This window comes from Meiothermus taiwanensis WR-220 (genome assembly GCF_003568585.1).
In the GTDB taxonomy this organism is placed as follows: Bacteria; Deinococcota; Deinococci; order Deinococcales; family Thermaceae; genus Meiothermus; species Meiothermus taiwanensis.
This window is the reverse complement of record NZ_CP021130.1, coordinates 1,560,047-1,574,871: the sequence shown is the minus strand read 5'-3', so window position 1 is coordinate 1,574,871 and position 14,825 is coordinate 1,560,047. Positions and strand designations below refer to the sequence as shown.

The following is a 14,825-nucleotide window of genomic DNA, read 5'->3' as shown; positions in this document are numbered from 1 at the left end:
TGTAGCGCCATGGGGAGTACAATAAACTTCCATAGACAGCCAGATGCCAGGAGGGCTTGGGTGGCCGAGTTGAGCTTTCAGTTGAATGGAAAAGCTGTTCGGGTTTCCGATCTAGACCCACATACCACCTTGCTTTCGTGGCTGCGCCAGGCAGGCCTGACCGGCAGCAAAGAAGGCTGTGCGGAAGGGGAGTGCGGGGCCTGTGCGGTGCTGCTGCTAAGGCCCGATGACCAAGGATCGCGCCTCGAGGCGGTGAACGGCTGCCTGCTGCTGCTGCCCAGCCTGGCCGGTCGGGAGGTCTGGACGGTGGAGGGGCTTTCCGGGAATGGAGACCTGCATCCGGTGCAGCAGGCCATGCTGCAAGGGGGCTCGCAGTGCGGCTACTGCACGCCGGGCTTCGTGGTCAGCATGGCGGCGGAGTACTACCGCAAAGGGCGGGAGGGGTTCGACCTCGAGGCCCTCTCCGGCAACCTCTGCCGCTGCACCGGCTACCGGCCCATCCGCGACGCGGCGCTCGCGCTGGGCCGGCCCAGCCCCGAGGATCCCCTGGCCCGGCGGCTCTCGGAACCCGCCCCACCCCTGGGCCCCCTGCACTACCAGGCCGGCCCCACCTACCTGCGCCCGGCCTCCCTGCCCGAGCTTTTCCAGGCCCTGGAGGCCCACCCCCAGGCCCGGCTGGTGGCCGGCGGCACCGATCTGGTGGTGGAGGTCAATCAGCGTTTTGCCCGGGCCGAGGTGCTCCTCGACCTGAGCGCCCTGCCCGAGCTCCAGACCCTGCAGTGGGGCCCAGATTATGTCGAGATCGGTGCGGGCGTCTCCCTTAGCGAGCTCGAGCGCTGGCTGGCCGGCCGCATCCCCCTCCTAAGCGAGTGGTTTCCCCTGTTCGCCTCGCGCCTGATCCGCAACCGGGCCACCCTGGGGGGCAACCTGGGCACGGCCTCGCCCATCGGCGACGGCCCGCCGGTCCTGCTGGCCCTGGAGGCCGAGGCGGTGCTGGTGAGCGCGGCGGGGGAGCGGGTGGTGCCGCTCGAGCGCTTCTTCACCGGCTACCGCCAGACCGCCCTGAGCCCCGGCGAGGTCATCCGCGCGGTGCGCATTCCTTTGCCCCTGGCTCCGCAGGCCCGCTTTTACAAGGTATCCAAGCGCCGCCTGGACGATATCTCCACGGTGGCCGCCGCCTTTGCCCTGCGGCTGGAAGCGGGCGTGGTGCAGCACATCCGGATTGGCCTGGGCGGGGTGGCCGCCACCCCGGTGCGGGCCTACCAGACCGAGGCCTTTTTGCAGGGCAAGCCCTGGGACGAGCGCACCGTGCGGGCCGCGGCCGAGGTGATCCGGGGCGAGTTCAGGCCCATCGACGATCACCGGGGCAGCGCGGCCTACCGCACGGCCATGCTGGGAAATCTCTTACAAAAGTTCCATGCCGAGACCGCGGAGGTGGCCGTATGAAGGTGGTGGGCCAGGCGATTCCCCACGAGTCCGCCAGGGAACACGTGACCGGGCGGGCCCTCTACACCGACGACCTGCTGCCCCGCTACCCCCAGGCCCTCCACGCCTGGCCGGTGCAGGCCCCTCATGCCCATGCCCGCGTGCTGCGCCTCGAGCCCGCGCCGGCCCACCGGGTGCCGGGGGTGGTGCGGGTGCTCACCGCCGCGGACGTGCCGGGCCTGAACGACGCCGGCATCAAGGGCGACGAGCCTTTGTTCCCTTGCGAGGTAATGTACCACGGCCAGGCGGTGGCCTGGGTGCTGGCCGAGACCGAGGAGGCCGCGCGGCTGGGGGCGGAGCGGGTGGTGGTGGAGTACGAACCCCTGCCGGCCATCCTCACCCTCGAGGAGGCCATCGCCCAGGGGAGCTTCCAGGGCGCCACCCTGCAGATCCGCCGGGGCGACCTCGAGCAGGGCTTCCGCGCCTCGGCGCGGGTTCTGTCGGGGGCGCTCTACCTGGGGGGGCAGGAGCACTTCTACCTCGAGACCCAGGCCTCGCTGGCCCTGCTCGACGAGACCGGCCATATCCTGGTGCACTCCTCCACCCAGCACCCCTCCGAGACCCAGGAGGTGGTGGCCCAGGTGCTGGGCCTGCCGCGCAACCAGGTCACGGTGCAGTGCATCCGCATGGGCGGGGGCTTTGGCGGCAAGGAGGTGCAGGCCAGCCCCTATGCGGCGGTGGCGGCCCTGGGGGCCTACCTGACCCGGCGCCCGGTGCGGGTGCGGCTGAATCGGTGGCAGGACATCGCCCTCACCGGCAAGCGCCACCCCTTCTACGCCCGCTGGAAGGTGGGCTGCTCCGAGGAAGGGCGGCTGCTGGCCTTGCAGATCGAGCTCTTCTCGGATGGGGGCTGGTCGCTGGATCTGAGCGAGGCGGTGCTGGCCCGTGCGCTTTGCCACATCGACAACGCCTACTTCATCCCCCACCTCGAGGTCACCGGGCGGGTCTGCAAGACCCACAAAACCTCCCAGACCGCCTTCAGGGGCTTTGGCGGGCCGCAGGGTATGGTCTTTATCGAGGAGGTGCTCACCCAGGTGGCCCAGACCCTGGGGCTGCCGCCGGAGGTGGTGCGGGAGCGCAACTTCTACGGGCCGTCGGACAGCCCGGAGACCTCCACCACCCACTACGGCCAGCCCATCAAGGATGTCGAGCGCATCCGCCTGATCTGGGACGAGCTCAAGAGCAGCGCCGAGTTCGAGCGCCGCCGGCGCGAGGTTGCCCTTTTTAACGCCCAGAACCCGCAGCGCAAGCGGGGCCTGGCCATCACCCCGGTCAAGTTCGGTATCTCCTTCAACTTCACCGCCTACAACCAGGCCGGAGCGCTGGTGCTGGTCTATCAGGACGGCTCGGTGCAGGTCAACCACGGGGGCACCGAGATGGGCCAAGGGCTTTATACCAAGATTCAGCAGATTGCCGCCGAGGCCCTGGGGGTGCCGCTCGAGGCCATTCGCCTGATGCCCACCCGCACCGACAAAATCCCCAACACCTCGGCCACCGCGGCCTCCACCGGGTCCGATCTGAACGGGGCCGCGGTCAAGGAGGCCTGCGAGAAGATCAAAGCCCGGCTGGCGGTGGTGGCGGCCCAGCGCTTTGGGGTGAACCCCGCCGACGTGGTGTTTGAGGACGGCCAGGTCTGGAGCATCTGGAAGCCCGAGGAGCGCCTCGCCTTCGCCGAGGTGGTCAGGGCCGCCTACGCCCAGCGGGTGCAGCTCTTCGCCGACGGCTTCTACCGCACCCCCGGCCTGCACTGGGACAAGGCCCGGATGCGGGGCAAGCCCTTCCACTACTTCGCCTACGGGGCGGCGGTGAGCGAGGTGGAGGTGGACGGGTTCACCGGCCAGTACACCGTGCGCCGGGTGGACATCCTGCACGACGTGGGCGACTCGCTCTCGCCGCTGATCGACCTGGGCCAGGTGGAGGGCGGCTTTATGCAGGGCCTGGGCTGGCTCACCGTAGAAGACCTGCGCTGGGACGCGGAGGGCCGCCTGGCCACCCGCTCGGCCAGCACCTACAAGCTGCCCAGCTTCTCCGAGCTGCCCCCGGTCTTCAACGTGCGGCTCCTGCCCAGGGCCACCGAGACCGGGGTGGTGTACGGCTCTAAAGCGGTCGGGGAGCCCCCTTTGATGCTGGCCATCTCGGTGCGCGAGGCCCTGCGCGACGCGGTGGCGGCCTTTGGCGCCGGGGGGTATGTGGAGCTGGCCTCGCCGGCCACGCCTGAGGCGGTCTACTGGGCCATCGAGAAGGTGCGGCGAGGGGCCCTGGTCTTTGGGGATTGATGAGGTGGTTTGAGCACCTGGCCCAGCTGACGGAGCGCCGGATACCCCTGGTGCTGGTCACCCTGGTGGCGGTGCGCGGCCATGCCCCCCGCGAGGCCGGGGCCAAGATGCTGGTGACGGCGGAGGCGGTCTACGGCACCATTGGGGGCGGGAACCTCGAGGCCACCGCCGTCGGGCTGGCCCGCCGGATGCTGAGCGAAACCGGCCAGCCCACCCCGCAGATGCACACCCTGCGGCTCACCGAGCAGGCCCCCGCCGAGTACGGGGTGCAGTGCTGTGGGGGCGAGGTGACTTTGTTGCTCGAGCGGGTCGTTCCCGCCCGGCCCACGGTGGCGATCTTCGGGGTGGGGCATGTGGGGCTGGCCCTGGCCCAGGTGCTCTCGATCTGCCCGGTGGCCCTCTGGCTGGTGGACTCGAGGGCCGAGATGTTGTCCGAAGCGCGCTTAGCGCCCCTCCGCCACGGCGAGGCCGAGATTAAAGCCTTCCACGCCCCCATCCTGGACGGGGTGGTGAACGACCTGCCGGCGGGCTCGCACCTGGTGGTCATGACCCACGACCACGCCGAGGATCTGTTCGTGCTCGAGATGGCCCTGCGCCGGGCCGACCTGGGCTACATCGGCCTTATCGGGAGCGCGGGCAAGTGGGCCCGCTTCCGGCAGAAGCTAATGGCCCAGGGTTTTTCCGAGCAGGATCTGCAGCGGGTCACCACCCCCATCGGCCTGCCGGGCATCCAAAGCAAAGCCCCGGAGGCCATCGCCATCGCCACGGCGGCCCAGCTGCTGCCCTTTATTTTCCAGGATAGCCCCCAGGCCCTGCCGGGGCGCGCCAAGGTGGTCGAGTAGCACGGTTTTCTGTATGATTTGCGGCAATGTCGGCGCTGCTCGAGCTGAAAAACATCACCAAGCGCTTTCCGGGGGTGGTCGCCAACGATAAGGTGAGCCTCGAGGTCTACCCCGGCGAGGTGCTGGCGCTTCTGGGGGAGAACGGGGCTGGCAAGTCCACCCTCGTCTCGATTCTGTATGGCCTCTACCGCCCCGACGAGGGGGAGATCTGGGTGGAGGGCCGTCCGGTGCGCATTGCCTCCCCCATGGACGCGCTCCGGCTGGGCATCGGGCTGGTGCCCCAGCACCCCACGCTGGTAGGCCGCCACACCGTGGCCGAAAACCTGGCCCTGGGCATTGGCAGCCCCCTGTGGCCCGCGCAGCGCATCGGGCCCCTGGTGGAGCGCATCGCCCAGGGCTACGGCCTGCAGATTGACCCCAGGGCCCCGGTCTTCCAGCTTTCACCGGGCGAGAAGCAGCGGGTGGAGATCGTGCGGGCCCTGCTGCGGGGGGCCAAGGTGCTCATCCTGGACGAGCCGACCAGCGTGCTCACCCCCCAGGAGGCCGAGGCGCTGTTCAGGGTGATGCGGGAGCTGCGGGCGGCGGGCAAGTCGCTTATTTTTATCTCCCACAAGCTCGAGGAGGTGCTGTCCATCGCCGACCGCTGCACGGTGCTGCGCCGGGGCCGGGTGGTGGGCAGCCTCTTGCGGGAAGAGGCCAGCAAGCCCAGGCTGGCCGAGCTGATGGTGGGGCGCAGCGTGAGCTTTGAGCGCAAGCGTCAAAGCGCCGCGCTGGGAGAGGTGGTGCTCGAGGTGGACGGCCTGCGGGCGAGATCCAGCCGCAACCTTCCGGCCTTGCAGGGGGTCTCCTTCCGGCTACATCGCGGGGAAATCCTGGGCCTGGCCGGGGTGGCGGGCAACGGGCAGAGCGAGCTGGTGGAGGTGCTGGCAGGGCTCAGAAGCATCGAGGCGGGCGCGGTGCGGCTCCTGGGACAGCCCCTGCCGCCCAGCCCGGCGCGGCTGTTCGATCTGGGGGTGGCCCACATCCCCGAGGATCGCATCCAGATGGGCACCGTGCCCAGCATGAACGTGGCCGAGAACCTGGCCCTGCGCACCTTCGACCGGCCCCCCTGGGCCCGCGGCGGCCTGCTCAACCCCAGGGCCTTTGAAGAGGAAGCCCGGCGGCAGGTGCAGGCCTACGCCATCGCCACCCCCAGCCTGCGCACCCCCTCGAGGCTCCTTTCGGGCGGCAACATCCAGAAGGTGATTCTGGCCCGCGAACTGGCCGGGCAGCCCCAGCTCATCCTGGCCGTGCACCCCACCTACGGCCTCGATATTGGGGCCACCGAGCAGGTGCACCGGGTCTTGCTGGAAAAAACCCAGCAGGGCTCGGCGGTGCTTCTGGTCTCGGAGGATCTGGAGGAGCTGCTCTCGCTCTCCGACCGCATCGGGGTGCTCTACCGGGGGGCCTTGCAGGGGCCATTTGCGGTGGAAGAGGTCTCGCGCGAGGCCATCGGCCTGTGGATGACTGGGGGTGTGGCGTGAGGCTCGAGCCTCTGGCGAATGCCTCGCCCGGGCGGGTGCTGGGGGTCACGCTGGCTGCGCTGGGGCTGGCCTTTGTGCTGGTGGGCGCGGTGTTTGTGGCCTACGGGCAGAACCCCCTCGAGGTCTACCGCCTCATGCTCAGCGGCACCCTGCTGGACGCCAAGGGCTGGCAGGAGATCCTGCGCCGCAGCATCCCCCTGCTGCTGATTGGGGTGGGCCTGACCCTGGCTTTTCGCACCCAGTTCTACAACATCGGGGCTGAGGGCCAGCTTCTGCTGGGGGCGGTGCTGGCCGCCGGGGTGGCCCTCTTCCTGCCCTTGCCGGCGCCTTTGAGCCTGCCGGCCATGGCCCTGGCCGGCGCTCTGGGCGGGGCGCTGTGGTGCGGCCTGGCGGCCTGGCTGCGGCTGCGCTTCAGCGTCAATGAGATCCTCTCCACCCTGATGCTCAACTACGTGGCCCAGTCGCTGGTCATCTTCCTGATCAACGGCCCCTGGCGGGGCAAGGATGTGCGGGGCTACATCTACTCCGACCGCTTCGCCGAGTACCAGCAGATTCCGGTCTGGGCGGGCTCGAGCGTGCATTGGCCCACCCTGCTGCTGGGGGTGCTGCTGGCCCTGGTCTTGCAGTTCGTGCTCTTCCGCACCACCCTGGGCTTCCGCATGCGCATCGTGGGCGAGAACCCAGGGGCCGCGCGCTACCTGGGGATTGCCCAGGGCCGGGTGCTGCTGCTGCTGGCCCTCATCACCGGCGGTATGGCCGGTCTGGCCGGGGTAGGGGAGATTGCGGGCATCCACCACCGGCTCATCGAGCCCAGCCAGCTTTCCAGTGGCTATGGCTTTACCGCCATCATCGTGGCCTGGCTGGCTCGAGGCCACCCGGCCCTGGTGCTCCTCACCGCCCCCCTGATGGGCCTGGTGCTGGCCGGGGGCGACCTGCTGAAGGTCAGCCTCAACATGCCCTTTCGCATCGTGGATATCTTCAGCGGGGTGATTCTGTTCTGCCTGATTGGTTCGGAGCTTTTTTTGCGCTACCGTGTTCGCTGGGGTAGGTAAGACGGCCCCAATACCCGCCGGAAGCGGTTATGCTGGTACGAACTTATGCGAACCACGCTGAACTTGCCCGATGACCTGTACAACCGACTCAAGCAGTTGGCCGTTCGGGAGGGAAAACCCCTAAGGGAAATAGTGCTGAGGTGCTTGGAGGAGGGTTTGAACCGTCAAGCCACCAGTACGGCTCAACGCATCCTGCCCGTCGTGCCTGAGGCGGGTCGTAGGATTAGGGCTTACGCGCATGCGGAGCTATGGGGTCTTTTGGATGAGCCTACCGCTTCCTGACAACATTTTCTGGTTCGCCCTGCCAGAGGATCCCCAGCGGCTGGATGACGCACTGCGAACACTGGTACGGGGATGGAAGCACCCCCTGGCTGCTTTTGCTTGTCACCTTCGACCAGGACTTCGAGCGCTTTGAGGGTCTAAGCTGCATACTGTTGTCATAGGTGCACATGGAAGAAGTCATCAACGCTTTGGCTCGAGCCCTATCCTTTGGCACCCCCCTCCTAATCGCCTGCCTGGGGGCCATCCTGAACGAGCGGGCCGGGGTGGTGAACCTGGGGGTGGAGGGCATGATGGCCCTGGGGGCCCTGGCCGGTTTTGCGGTGGCCTACGGCAGCGGGGCGGGGGATGGCAACCTCTGGCTGGCGGTGCTGGCGGCCATGCTGGCCGGGGCGCTGGCCGCTTTGCTGCACGGCTTCGTCACCATCACTTTGCAGGCCAACCAGTTTGTCTCGGGCCTGGCCCTGACCATGGTGGGCCTGGGCACGGCGGGGCTGCTGGGCAAGCGCTATGAGGGGCTGCCGCTCTTCAACCAGCCCCCGGAGTGGCCTTTCACCCTGGGGGCTTTTGTGCTGGCGGGTCTGCTGGCTTTTGTGCTGTATGCCACCCGCTGGGGCCTTTCGCTGCGTTCGGTGGGCGAGAACCCCGCGGCGGCCGACCTGCTGGGCATCAACGTGCTGCGGGTGCGCTACCTGGCGGTGGCGGCGGGTGGGTCGCTGGCCGGGCTGGCCGGGGCCTACCTTTCGCTGGTCTACCGCCCCTCCTGGACCGATGGCATGACCGCGGGGCTGGGCTGGATTGCGGTGGCCCTGGTGATTTTTGTGGGCTGGAGCCCGCTTCGGGCGGTGTTTGGGGCCATTTTTTTCGGCTTGCTATACTATCTCCAATTCCGGCTCCAAGGCCAGGCGGCCATTCCTTCCGAGGTGTTCGCGAGCCTGCCGTACCTTCTGGTTATACTTGTGCTGGCCTTGTCCGGACTGCGCGGACAGCAGGGCAGTGCCCCCGAGGCTTTGGGAAAACCCTATCGGCGGGGTGAACGCTAAGTTTAGGTTGGAGGGGATGTATGCGAAAGTGGTTGATTGGTACTGTGACGGCGCTGATGCTTGGCCTGGGGATGGCCCAGCCGACGGGCCTTAAAGCCTGCTTTATCTACGTAGGCCCCATCGGCGATGTGGGCTGGACCTACGCCCACGACGAGGCCCGGCGGGCCGCCGAGAAAGCCATTCCGGGGCTCACCACCCAGTACGTGGAGTCGGTCAAACCGGCCGATACCCTGGCCACGGTAGACCGGCTGGTTGCGGGCGGCTGTAAGGTGATCTTCACCACCTCATTCGACTTCATGGATCCGACCCTCGAGGCCGCCAAAAAGTACCCCGAGATCATCTTCGCCCATGCTTCCGGCTTCAAGCGGGCCCCCAACATGCTCACCTACATGGCCGACTTCTACCAGATCTACTACCTCAACGGCCTGATGGCGGGTGCGCTCACCAAGAGCGGCAAGGTGGGCTACGTGGCGGCTTTCCCCATCCCCGAGCTCAAGCGCCACATCTCGGCTTTCGCCCTGGGCGTGCGGGCGGTCAACCCCCGCGCCACCGTGAACGTGAAGTGGATCAACGCCTGGTACGACCCCGTGAAGGCCCGCGAGGCCGCCGAAGCCCTGATGGCCGAGGGCAACGACATCCTGGCCTTTACCGAGGACACCGCCACGGTCATCCAGACCGCGGCCCGGCGCCGGGTGCCCAGCTTCAGCCACTACAACTCGATGTACAAGTACGCCCCCGACTACGTGGTCTCGGGGCAGTTGGTGGACTGGAGCGTCATTTACATCGACATCCTGAAGAAAGTGCAGAACGGCACCTACACCCCCAGGAACCTGCAGAACGTGGACTACTGGTGGCTGGCCCGCGAGAGGGCGGTGATGCTGGGGGCCCAGGTGGGCATGCCCATCAACCCCAAGTTCGAGCCGGCTCTTAAGCAGGCCAGCATGACCGTGAACGGCAGGAAGGTGAGCGTCTACGACCGGGTGATGGAGCTTTACAAAGACATCCAGAGCCCCAACCCCAAGTGGGATCCCTTCACCGGCCCCATCCGCGACCGCAACGGCGTGCTGCGCGTGCCGGCGGGGCGCAAGATGACCGTGAAGGAGCTCAACGAGATGCAGTGGGTGGCCCCTGGGGTGGTGGGCCCGGTGCCGGACGAGCCCAAATAGTTCATCGAGCCATTGGCCTGGACAGAACGCCCTCTGTCCAGGCCGGTTTTTTCACTCTGGCGGCTTGCGGGGGGCCTGGGCTCATTAGTACCATGCGTAGAACATGAACCTCCAGCCATCCGACCTCCAGTACGCCGTAGACGTGGCGATGGGCCGACAGCCGGGAAGCCTGCTTTTCAAAAATGCGCGGCTGGTCAATGTGTTCACGCTGGAAATCCAGCACACCCACATCCTGCTGGCCGGGCGGCTGGTGGCGGCGGTGGGGCCGGAGTACGCCTCGGCCCAAGCGATGGAGGTGGTGGATCTGGAGGGCCGCTGGGTGGCCCCCGGCCTGATTGACGGGCACGTGCACCTCGAGTCCTCCCTGGTCTCCCCGGTGGAGTATGCGCGGGGGGTGGTGCCCCGGGGGGTGACCGGGGTGGTCACCGATCCCCACGAGATCGGCAATGTGGCCGGGGTGGCCGGCATCGAGTGGCTGATGGAGGCCAGCGAGGGGCTGCCCCTGGAGGTCTGGGTCACCGTGCCCTCCTCGGTGCCCTCCACGCCCCTGGAAACCAGCGGTGCGGTGCTGGGGCTGGCCGAGATCGAGCGGCTGCTGGCCCACCCCAGGGTGGTGGGGGTGGCCGAGCTGATGAGCTTCCCGGCCATCCTGGCCGCCGAGGCAACCGAGCTTAGCAAGGTGCTCTTGGCCGAGCGCTTCCGCAAATCGCCCGAAGGCCACGCCCCCACCCTGATGGGGCCCGCGCTGCAGGGCTACCTGGCCAGCGGCATCGCCTCCGACCACGAGAGCACCACCCTGGAGGAAGGGCGGGCCAAGCTCGAGGCCGGCTGCTTTTTGATGGTGCGCGAAGGCTCCACCACCCGCAACCTGGAGGCCCTGGCCCCCCTGCTGCGCCCGGAGCACGGCGACCGCATCGGCCTGGTGACCGACGACCGCCTGCCCTCCGACCTGCTCAGGGAGGGCGGGGTGGACTTCCTGGTGCGCAAGGCCATCGGGCTGGGGGTAGACCCGGCCTACGCCATCCGCGCCGGTAGCTGGAACGTGGCCCGCCACTACCGTCTTTTGCGTCGGGGAGCCATCGCCCCTGGCTTCCAGGCCGACCTGGTGGTGCTGGACGACCTGCACAGCTTCCGGGCCTGGGCGGTCTATCAGCGGGGCCGCCGGGTGGCCCACCAGGGACAACTGGAGGTGCCGCTCCCCAGGGCCGAAGCCTCGAGGGCGGTCTCCCATACCGTCCGGCTGCCCGACCTTGGCCCCCAGGATCTGCGAATTCCAGCCGGTGCAGGCAAGGTGCGGGTGATCCGGCCTATTCCGCACCAGGTGCTGACAGAGGAGGTGCGCCTCGAGCCCACGGTGCGCGATGGGGAGGTGGTGGCCGACCCCAGCCGCGACCTGGCCAAGCTGGTGTGCTTTGAGCGCCACGGCAAAAACGGCCGGATCGGCAAGGGCCTGGTGACCGCGTTTGGCCTGCAAAAAGGAGCCCTGGCCTGCACGGTGGGCCACGACCACCACAACCTGATGGCGGTGGGGGTCTCGGACGCCGAGATCGTAACGGCGGCCCGGCGGCTCGAAGCCCTGGGCGGCGGGATGGTGGCGGTGGCCGACGGCCGGGTGCTGGCCGAGCTGGCCCTGCCCATCGCCGGCCTGATGACCGACGAGCCCTTGGAGGCGGTGGACGCCAGGCTACAGGCCCTCGAGGCCGCCGCCAAAACCCTGGGGGTGAGCCTGCCCGACCCCTACATGGTGCTTTCCTTCCTGGGGCTGGCGGTGATCCCCGAGCTGCGCCTGACCGACCACGGCCTGGTGGATGTGCGGCAGGGGGCGGTGGTGGGGCTCTATGAGAACGATCCCCTTCGGGACGGCTTGCGTCCGTACACCGAGTAGAATAGGTCGGCATGACCGTTCTGCTGCGTGGCCTGATCCTTCACACACCACAAAATCCCTTCCGCACCGACAGGGCCCTCGAGGCCTTTTCCGATGGGGGGTTGGCCTTGCGGGATGGGCAGATCGTTGCGCTGGGCAGCTTTTCCGAGGTGCGAAAGCAGTACCCCGAGGCCCCCGTGCAGGACTGCCGCGAAGGGGTGCTGCTGCCGGGGCTGGTGGACACCCACGTGCACTACCCGCAAACCCGGGTGATTGGCGCGATGGGCTACTCGCTTCTGGACTGGCTGGAAAAGCGCACCCTGCCCTTGGAGGCCCGGCTTTCCGACAACAAGCTGGCCCGTGAGCTGGCCCGCGAGTTCGTCGGGCTCCTCTTGCGCAACGGCACCACCACCGCGCTGGTCTTTGGCTCGCACTTTCAGGGGGCCACCGCCAACCTGTTCGGGGCCGCCGAGGACGTGGGCCTGCGCCTCATCGCCGGGCAGATCTGCTCCGACCGGATGCTGCGCCCCGAGCTGCACACCACCCCCGAGCGGAGCTATGCCGAGCAGAAGATGCTCATCCAGCGCTTTCATGGCCGGGGCAAGCTGCGCTACGCGGTGACCCCCCGCTTCGCCCTCTCGGCCTCGGAGGGGTTGCTCGAGGTCTGCCAGACCCTCTTGCAGGAGCACCCCGACCTGCACTTCACCACCCACATCAACGAGAACCTCGAGGAGATCCGCACCGTGGCCGAGCTTTTCCCCTGGAGCCGGCACTACCTGCACACCTACGACCGCTTTGGCCTGGTAACCGAGCGCTCGGTGCTGGCCCACAACGTCCACCCCACCGAACCCGAGCTGGCCCGCCTGGCCGAGGCCCGGGCGGCCATCGCCCACTGCCCGAGCTCCAACGCCTTTATCGGCAGCGGTATCTTCCCCATGAACCGACACCTGCGGCACGGGGTTCGCTTCGGGCTGGGCTCGGATGTGGGGGGCGGCACCGGGTTTAGCCTGCTCAAGGAAGGGCTGATGGCCTACCTGGCCCAGCGCTACGCCCCCGAGGGGGTGCGCCTGACCCCGGCCCACCTGCTTTACCTGGCCACCCTGGCCGGGGCCGAGGCTCTGGGCCTGGGTGAGACCGTGGGGAGTCTGACCCCCGGCAAGGCCGCCGATGTGATCTGGGTTAAGCCCGAACCCGGCAGCGCCCTCGAGGTGCACTTCCGCCACCTGGACTCGGCTGAGGATCTGCTGGGATCGCTTTTCACGCTGCACGGCGAGGCCCAGGTGCACCAGGTCTGGCTCGAGGGCCGCGCAGCCCCGCTGGTTTTTTGATATGGAACAGGTTTACGTCGTACCCGCCTCGCTTTTTCCACCGGCCCAGGAGGCCCTTATTCCGCTCGAGGAAGCGCTCTTGCAAGCCATCGAGCAAAAGGGCTTTTTCCTCGAGCGCGCCCGCGCTGAAGAAGACCCCACCTACCGCCAGATCATCCCCTATGCCCTGGTGCGCTACCGCGAGCGGTATTTCCTGATGCGCCGCACCCAGGGCGGCGGCGAGGCCCGGCTGTATGGCCGCTACACCCTGGGGGTGGGGGGGCATATCAACCCCCAGGATGCCGGCGGCAACCCCCTCCTGAACGGCTTGCGCCGGGAGCTGGCCGAGGAGGTGGGGGTGCAGCGCTACAGCGCCCGGCCCGTGGGCTTCATCGTTTCCGATAGCAGCCCGGTGAGCCGGGTACACGCCGGGGTGGTGTTTGTGGTGGAGGCCGCCGAGGCGCCTCGGGTGATGGAAGGGGAGAAGCTAGAAGGCCGCCTGGCCTCTTTGCCGGAAGTAGAGGAGGTGTACGAGGGGCTCGAGGGGTGGTCGCAGATCCTCGCCGCCTGGCTCGCGGCCCTAAAGAAAGCCGAGAGGCGGCCCTAGGGCGGGAAGAGCAGACGGGCCCGCAGGCAGCCCCCCTGCACCTCGAGGCGGGTGCTTCCCAGGCCCAAAGCCAGCCCGGCTTCCGAGCAGTAAAAAAGTTCACGGCGCTTTTCCTGGGCCAGGGCCTGGTTCCAGGGGTAGGCCCCCCCTGTGTAGTAGGCCTCGGTCTCGGGGTCGGTGTAGGCCCGGAAGCCCTGGAAGCGCCAGGGCAGGCCAAACCTCAGGAGGACGGGTCGTTGGGTTACCGAGTTGACAAACTCCACCTGGCCTTTTGTCCAGGCCCAGAGGAGGAGCAGCCTTTGCTCCCCTTCGTTTTCTACCTCCACGACCCGTAAAGAAAAAAGCAAAAGCCCGGCCAGGAGGATGAGCCAGGGCCGGGCTTTGAGCATTACCTTAGAGCCCCTGCCTCCCTGAAGTAGCGCAGGGCCCCCTCATGGTAGGGGATGGTGCCCCCCACGAAGCGCACGGCGTTTTGCAGGGTGGTGTCGCGGGCGGAGGCCACCGCGGCGCGCAGGGCCTCGAGGCCCTCAAAGGTGGCCTTGGTCAGGGCGTAGGCCGCTTCCTCGGGGAGGCTGGCCGGGCAGACGAAGAGGTTCCAGAAGGCCAGGCTGGGGGTGTCGATCCGAGCCCCGTAGACCGCCTTGGGGATGACCCCCGGGCCGGCCAGGCCGGGGAAGCGCTTCTGGAAGGTCTGAACCACGGTGCTCCTGGGGTCGAGAGGAAGTAGGTAGATCCGCTGCCCCTTGCGGGCTAAGGCGGCGGAAAGCTCGGTAATGGCCCCGGTGGGCAGGCCCCCGGACCAGAAGAAAGCGTCGATGGTCCCTTCGGAAAGGGCGTTGGCGCTTTCCTGGGCGCCCAGGCGCTCCTGTTTGGCGAAGTCCCTGGGCGAAAGGCCCGCGGCCTGGAGAAGAAGGAGGGCCTCCACCTCGGTGCCCGAGCCCGGGGCCCCCGTGGAGACCCTCTTCCCCTTCAGATCCTGCACCACCCGGATGCCCGCACCCTCCCGGCTGACGATGTGGAGGTAGTTGGGGTACATGGCAAAGAGGATGCGCACGTTTTTAGCGGGCCTGTCCTTGAAACGGTCGTGGCCTCCGGTGTAGGCCAGGTAGGCGGAGTCGGGCAGGACGGTTGCACAGTAGTAGGTGCCCCCGCCGGTGCGGTTTTCCAGGAGGAGGAGGTTGTCGATGGAGGCCGCGGTCTGGGTGGCCTGGGCCTCCGCCACCCCTGCTTTGTTCCAGATCTCGGCCAGGGTGGTGCCGTAGTAGAAGTAGACCCCACCCACCCCTCCGGTAGCCACAACCACCCGGGGCTTCTGGGCGAGGGCCAGGCCAAAGAAAGCCAGAAAGGCCAGAAACCAGTATCTCATGGTGCTCTCCTTTGG

Annotated in this window: 12 protein-coding genes; 10 read left to right on the top strand and 2 right to left on the bottom strand. The window is 67.9% G+C overall.

Annotation, left to right across the window (positions count from 1 at the left end):
• Positions 1-60 precede the first annotated feature (60 nt).
• The 10 genes from MTAI_RS15600 to MTAI_RS07655 all read left to right on the top strand — a co-directional run bounded on the left by MTAI_RS15600 (position 61) and on the right by MTAI_RS07655 (position 13,444).
• Positions 61-1,446 (top strand): xanthine dehydrogenase small subunit, encoded by a 1,386-nt coding sequence (locus MTAI_RS15600; RefSeq protein WP_027888283.1) that lies wholly within the window; start codon positions 61-63, stop codon positions 1,444-1,446.
• Positions 1,443-3,761, top strand: coding sequence for a xanthine dehydrogenase molybdopterin binding subunit (gene xdhB / locus MTAI_RS07695; RefSeq protein ID WP_027888284.1), 2,319 nt, complete (start codon positions 1,443-1,445; stop codon positions 3,759-3,761). Before MTAI_RS15600 ends, xdhB begins: the two co-directional genes overlap by 4 nt.
• A complete protein-coding gene (gene xdhC / locus MTAI_RS07690) occupies positions 3,761-4,603 on the top strand; it encodes a xanthine dehydrogenase accessory protein XdhC (protein WP_027888285.1) in 843 nt (280 codons plus the stop codon). The genes xdhB and xdhC overlap by 1 nt, the downstream gene beginning before the upstream one ends.
• 26 nt (positions 4,604-4,629) lie before the next feature.
• The gene (locus MTAI_RS07685) at positions 4,630-6,126 is read left to right on the top strand and encodes an ABC transporter ATP-binding protein (protein ID WP_027888286.1); all 1,497 of its coding nucleotides are present in this window, start codon (positions 4,630-4,632) and stop codon (positions 6,124-6,126) included.
• Complete coding sequence (locus MTAI_RS07680; RefSeq protein WP_027888287.1) at positions 6,123-7,178, top strand: ABC transporter permease; 1,056 nt, start codon at positions 6,123-6,125, stop codon at positions 7,176-7,178. The genes MTAI_RS07685 and MTAI_RS07680 overlap by 4 nt, the downstream gene beginning before the upstream one ends.
• Positions 7,179-7,627: 449 nt before the next feature.
• Positions 7,628-8,500 (top strand): ABC transporter permease, encoded by an 873-nt coding sequence (locus MTAI_RS07675; RefSeq protein ID WP_027888289.1) that lies wholly within the window; start codon positions 7,628-7,630, stop codon positions 8,498-8,500.
• 20 nt (positions 8,501-8,520) lie between these two features.
• Positions 8,521-9,666: a BMP family ABC transporter substrate-binding protein gene (locus tag MTAI_RS07670; RefSeq protein ID WP_027888290.1), complete on the top strand. Its 1,146-nt coding sequence runs from the start codon at positions 8,521-8,523 to the stop codon at positions 9,664-9,666.
• A 103-nt stretch (positions 9,667-9,769) separates the two neighbouring features.
• Positions 9,770-11,551, top strand: a complete 1,782-nt coding sequence (ade, locus tag MTAI_RS07665) for an adenine deaminase (protein WP_043982273.1) — start codon at positions 9,770-9,772, stop codon at positions 11,549-11,551.
• Positions 11,552-11,562: 11 nt separating this feature from the next.
• A complete protein-coding gene (gene guaD, locus MTAI_RS07660) occupies positions 11,563-12,858 on the top strand; it encodes a guanine deaminase (RefSeq protein WP_027888291.1) in 1,296 nt (431 codons plus the stop codon).
• 1 nt (position 12,859) lies between these two features.
• The gene (locus tag MTAI_RS07655; RefSeq protein ID WP_027888292.1) at positions 12,860-13,444 is read left to right on the top strand and encodes an NUDIX hydrolase; all 585 of its coding nucleotides are present in this window, start codon (positions 12,860-12,862) and stop codon (positions 13,442-13,444) included.
• On the opposite strand, the gene MTAI_RS07650 is transcribed toward MTAI_RS07655, so the two are convergent.
• Both MTAI_RS07650 and MTAI_RS07645 read right to left on the bottom strand, forming a co-directional pair.
• Positions 13,441-13,833 (bottom strand): hypothetical protein, encoded by a 393-nt coding sequence (locus MTAI_RS07650; protein ID WP_027888293.1) that lies wholly within the window; start codon positions 13,831-13,833, stop codon positions 13,441-13,443. The two genes, MTAI_RS07655 and MTAI_RS07650, sit on opposite strands and share 4 nt — an antisense overlap.
• Positions 13,833-14,810, bottom strand: a complete 978-nt coding sequence (locus MTAI_RS07645; RefSeq protein ID WP_027888294.1) for a TAXI family TRAP transporter solute-binding subunit — start codon at positions 14,808-14,810, stop codon at positions 13,833-13,835. The genes MTAI_RS07650 and MTAI_RS07645 overlap by 1 nt, the downstream gene beginning before the upstream one ends.
• Positions 14,811-14,825: the final 15 nt, after the last annotated feature.

Bases quoted from the DNA above. Each gene is read 5' to 3' on its own strand.
- MTAI_RS07650 (WP_027888293.1), bottom strand. From the start codon at position 13,833: ATGCTCAAAGCCCGGCCCTGGCTCATCCTCCTGGCCGGGCTTTTGCTT.
- guaD (WP_027888291.1), top strand. From the start codon at position 11,563: ATGACCGTTCTGCTGCGTGGCCTGATCCTTCACACACCACAAAATCCC.
- xdhB (WP_027888284.1), top strand. From the start codon at position 1,443: ATGAAGGTGGTGGGCCAGGCGATTCCCCACGAGTCCGCCAGGGAACAC.
- MTAI_RS07645 (WP_027888294.1), bottom strand. From the start codon at position 14,810: ATGAGATACTGGTTTCTGGCCTTTCTGGCTTTCTTTGGCCTGGCCCTC.
- MTAI_RS07670 (WP_027888290.1), top strand. From the start codon at position 8,521: ATGCGAAAGTGGTTGATTGGTACTGTGACGGCGCTGATGCTTGGCCTG.
- MTAI_RS07675 (WP_027888289.1), top strand. From the start codon at position 7,628: ATGGAAGAAGTCATCAACGCTTTGGCTCGAGCCCTATCCTTTGGCACC.
- xdhC (WP_027888285.1), top strand. From the start codon at position 3,761: ATGAGGTGGTTTGAGCACCTGGCCCAGCTGACGGAGCGCCGGATACCC.
- MTAI_RS07685 (WP_027888286.1), top strand. From the start codon at position 4,630: ATGTCGGCGCTGCTCGAGCTGAAAAACATCACCAAGCGCTTTCCGGGG.
- MTAI_RS07655 (WP_027888292.1), top strand. From the start codon at position 12,860: ATGGAACAGGTTTACGTCGTACCCGCCTCGCTTTTTCCACCGGCCCAG.
- ade (WP_043982273.1), top strand. From the start codon at position 9,770: ATGAACCTCCAGCCATCCGACCTCCAGTACGCCGTAGACGTGGCGATG.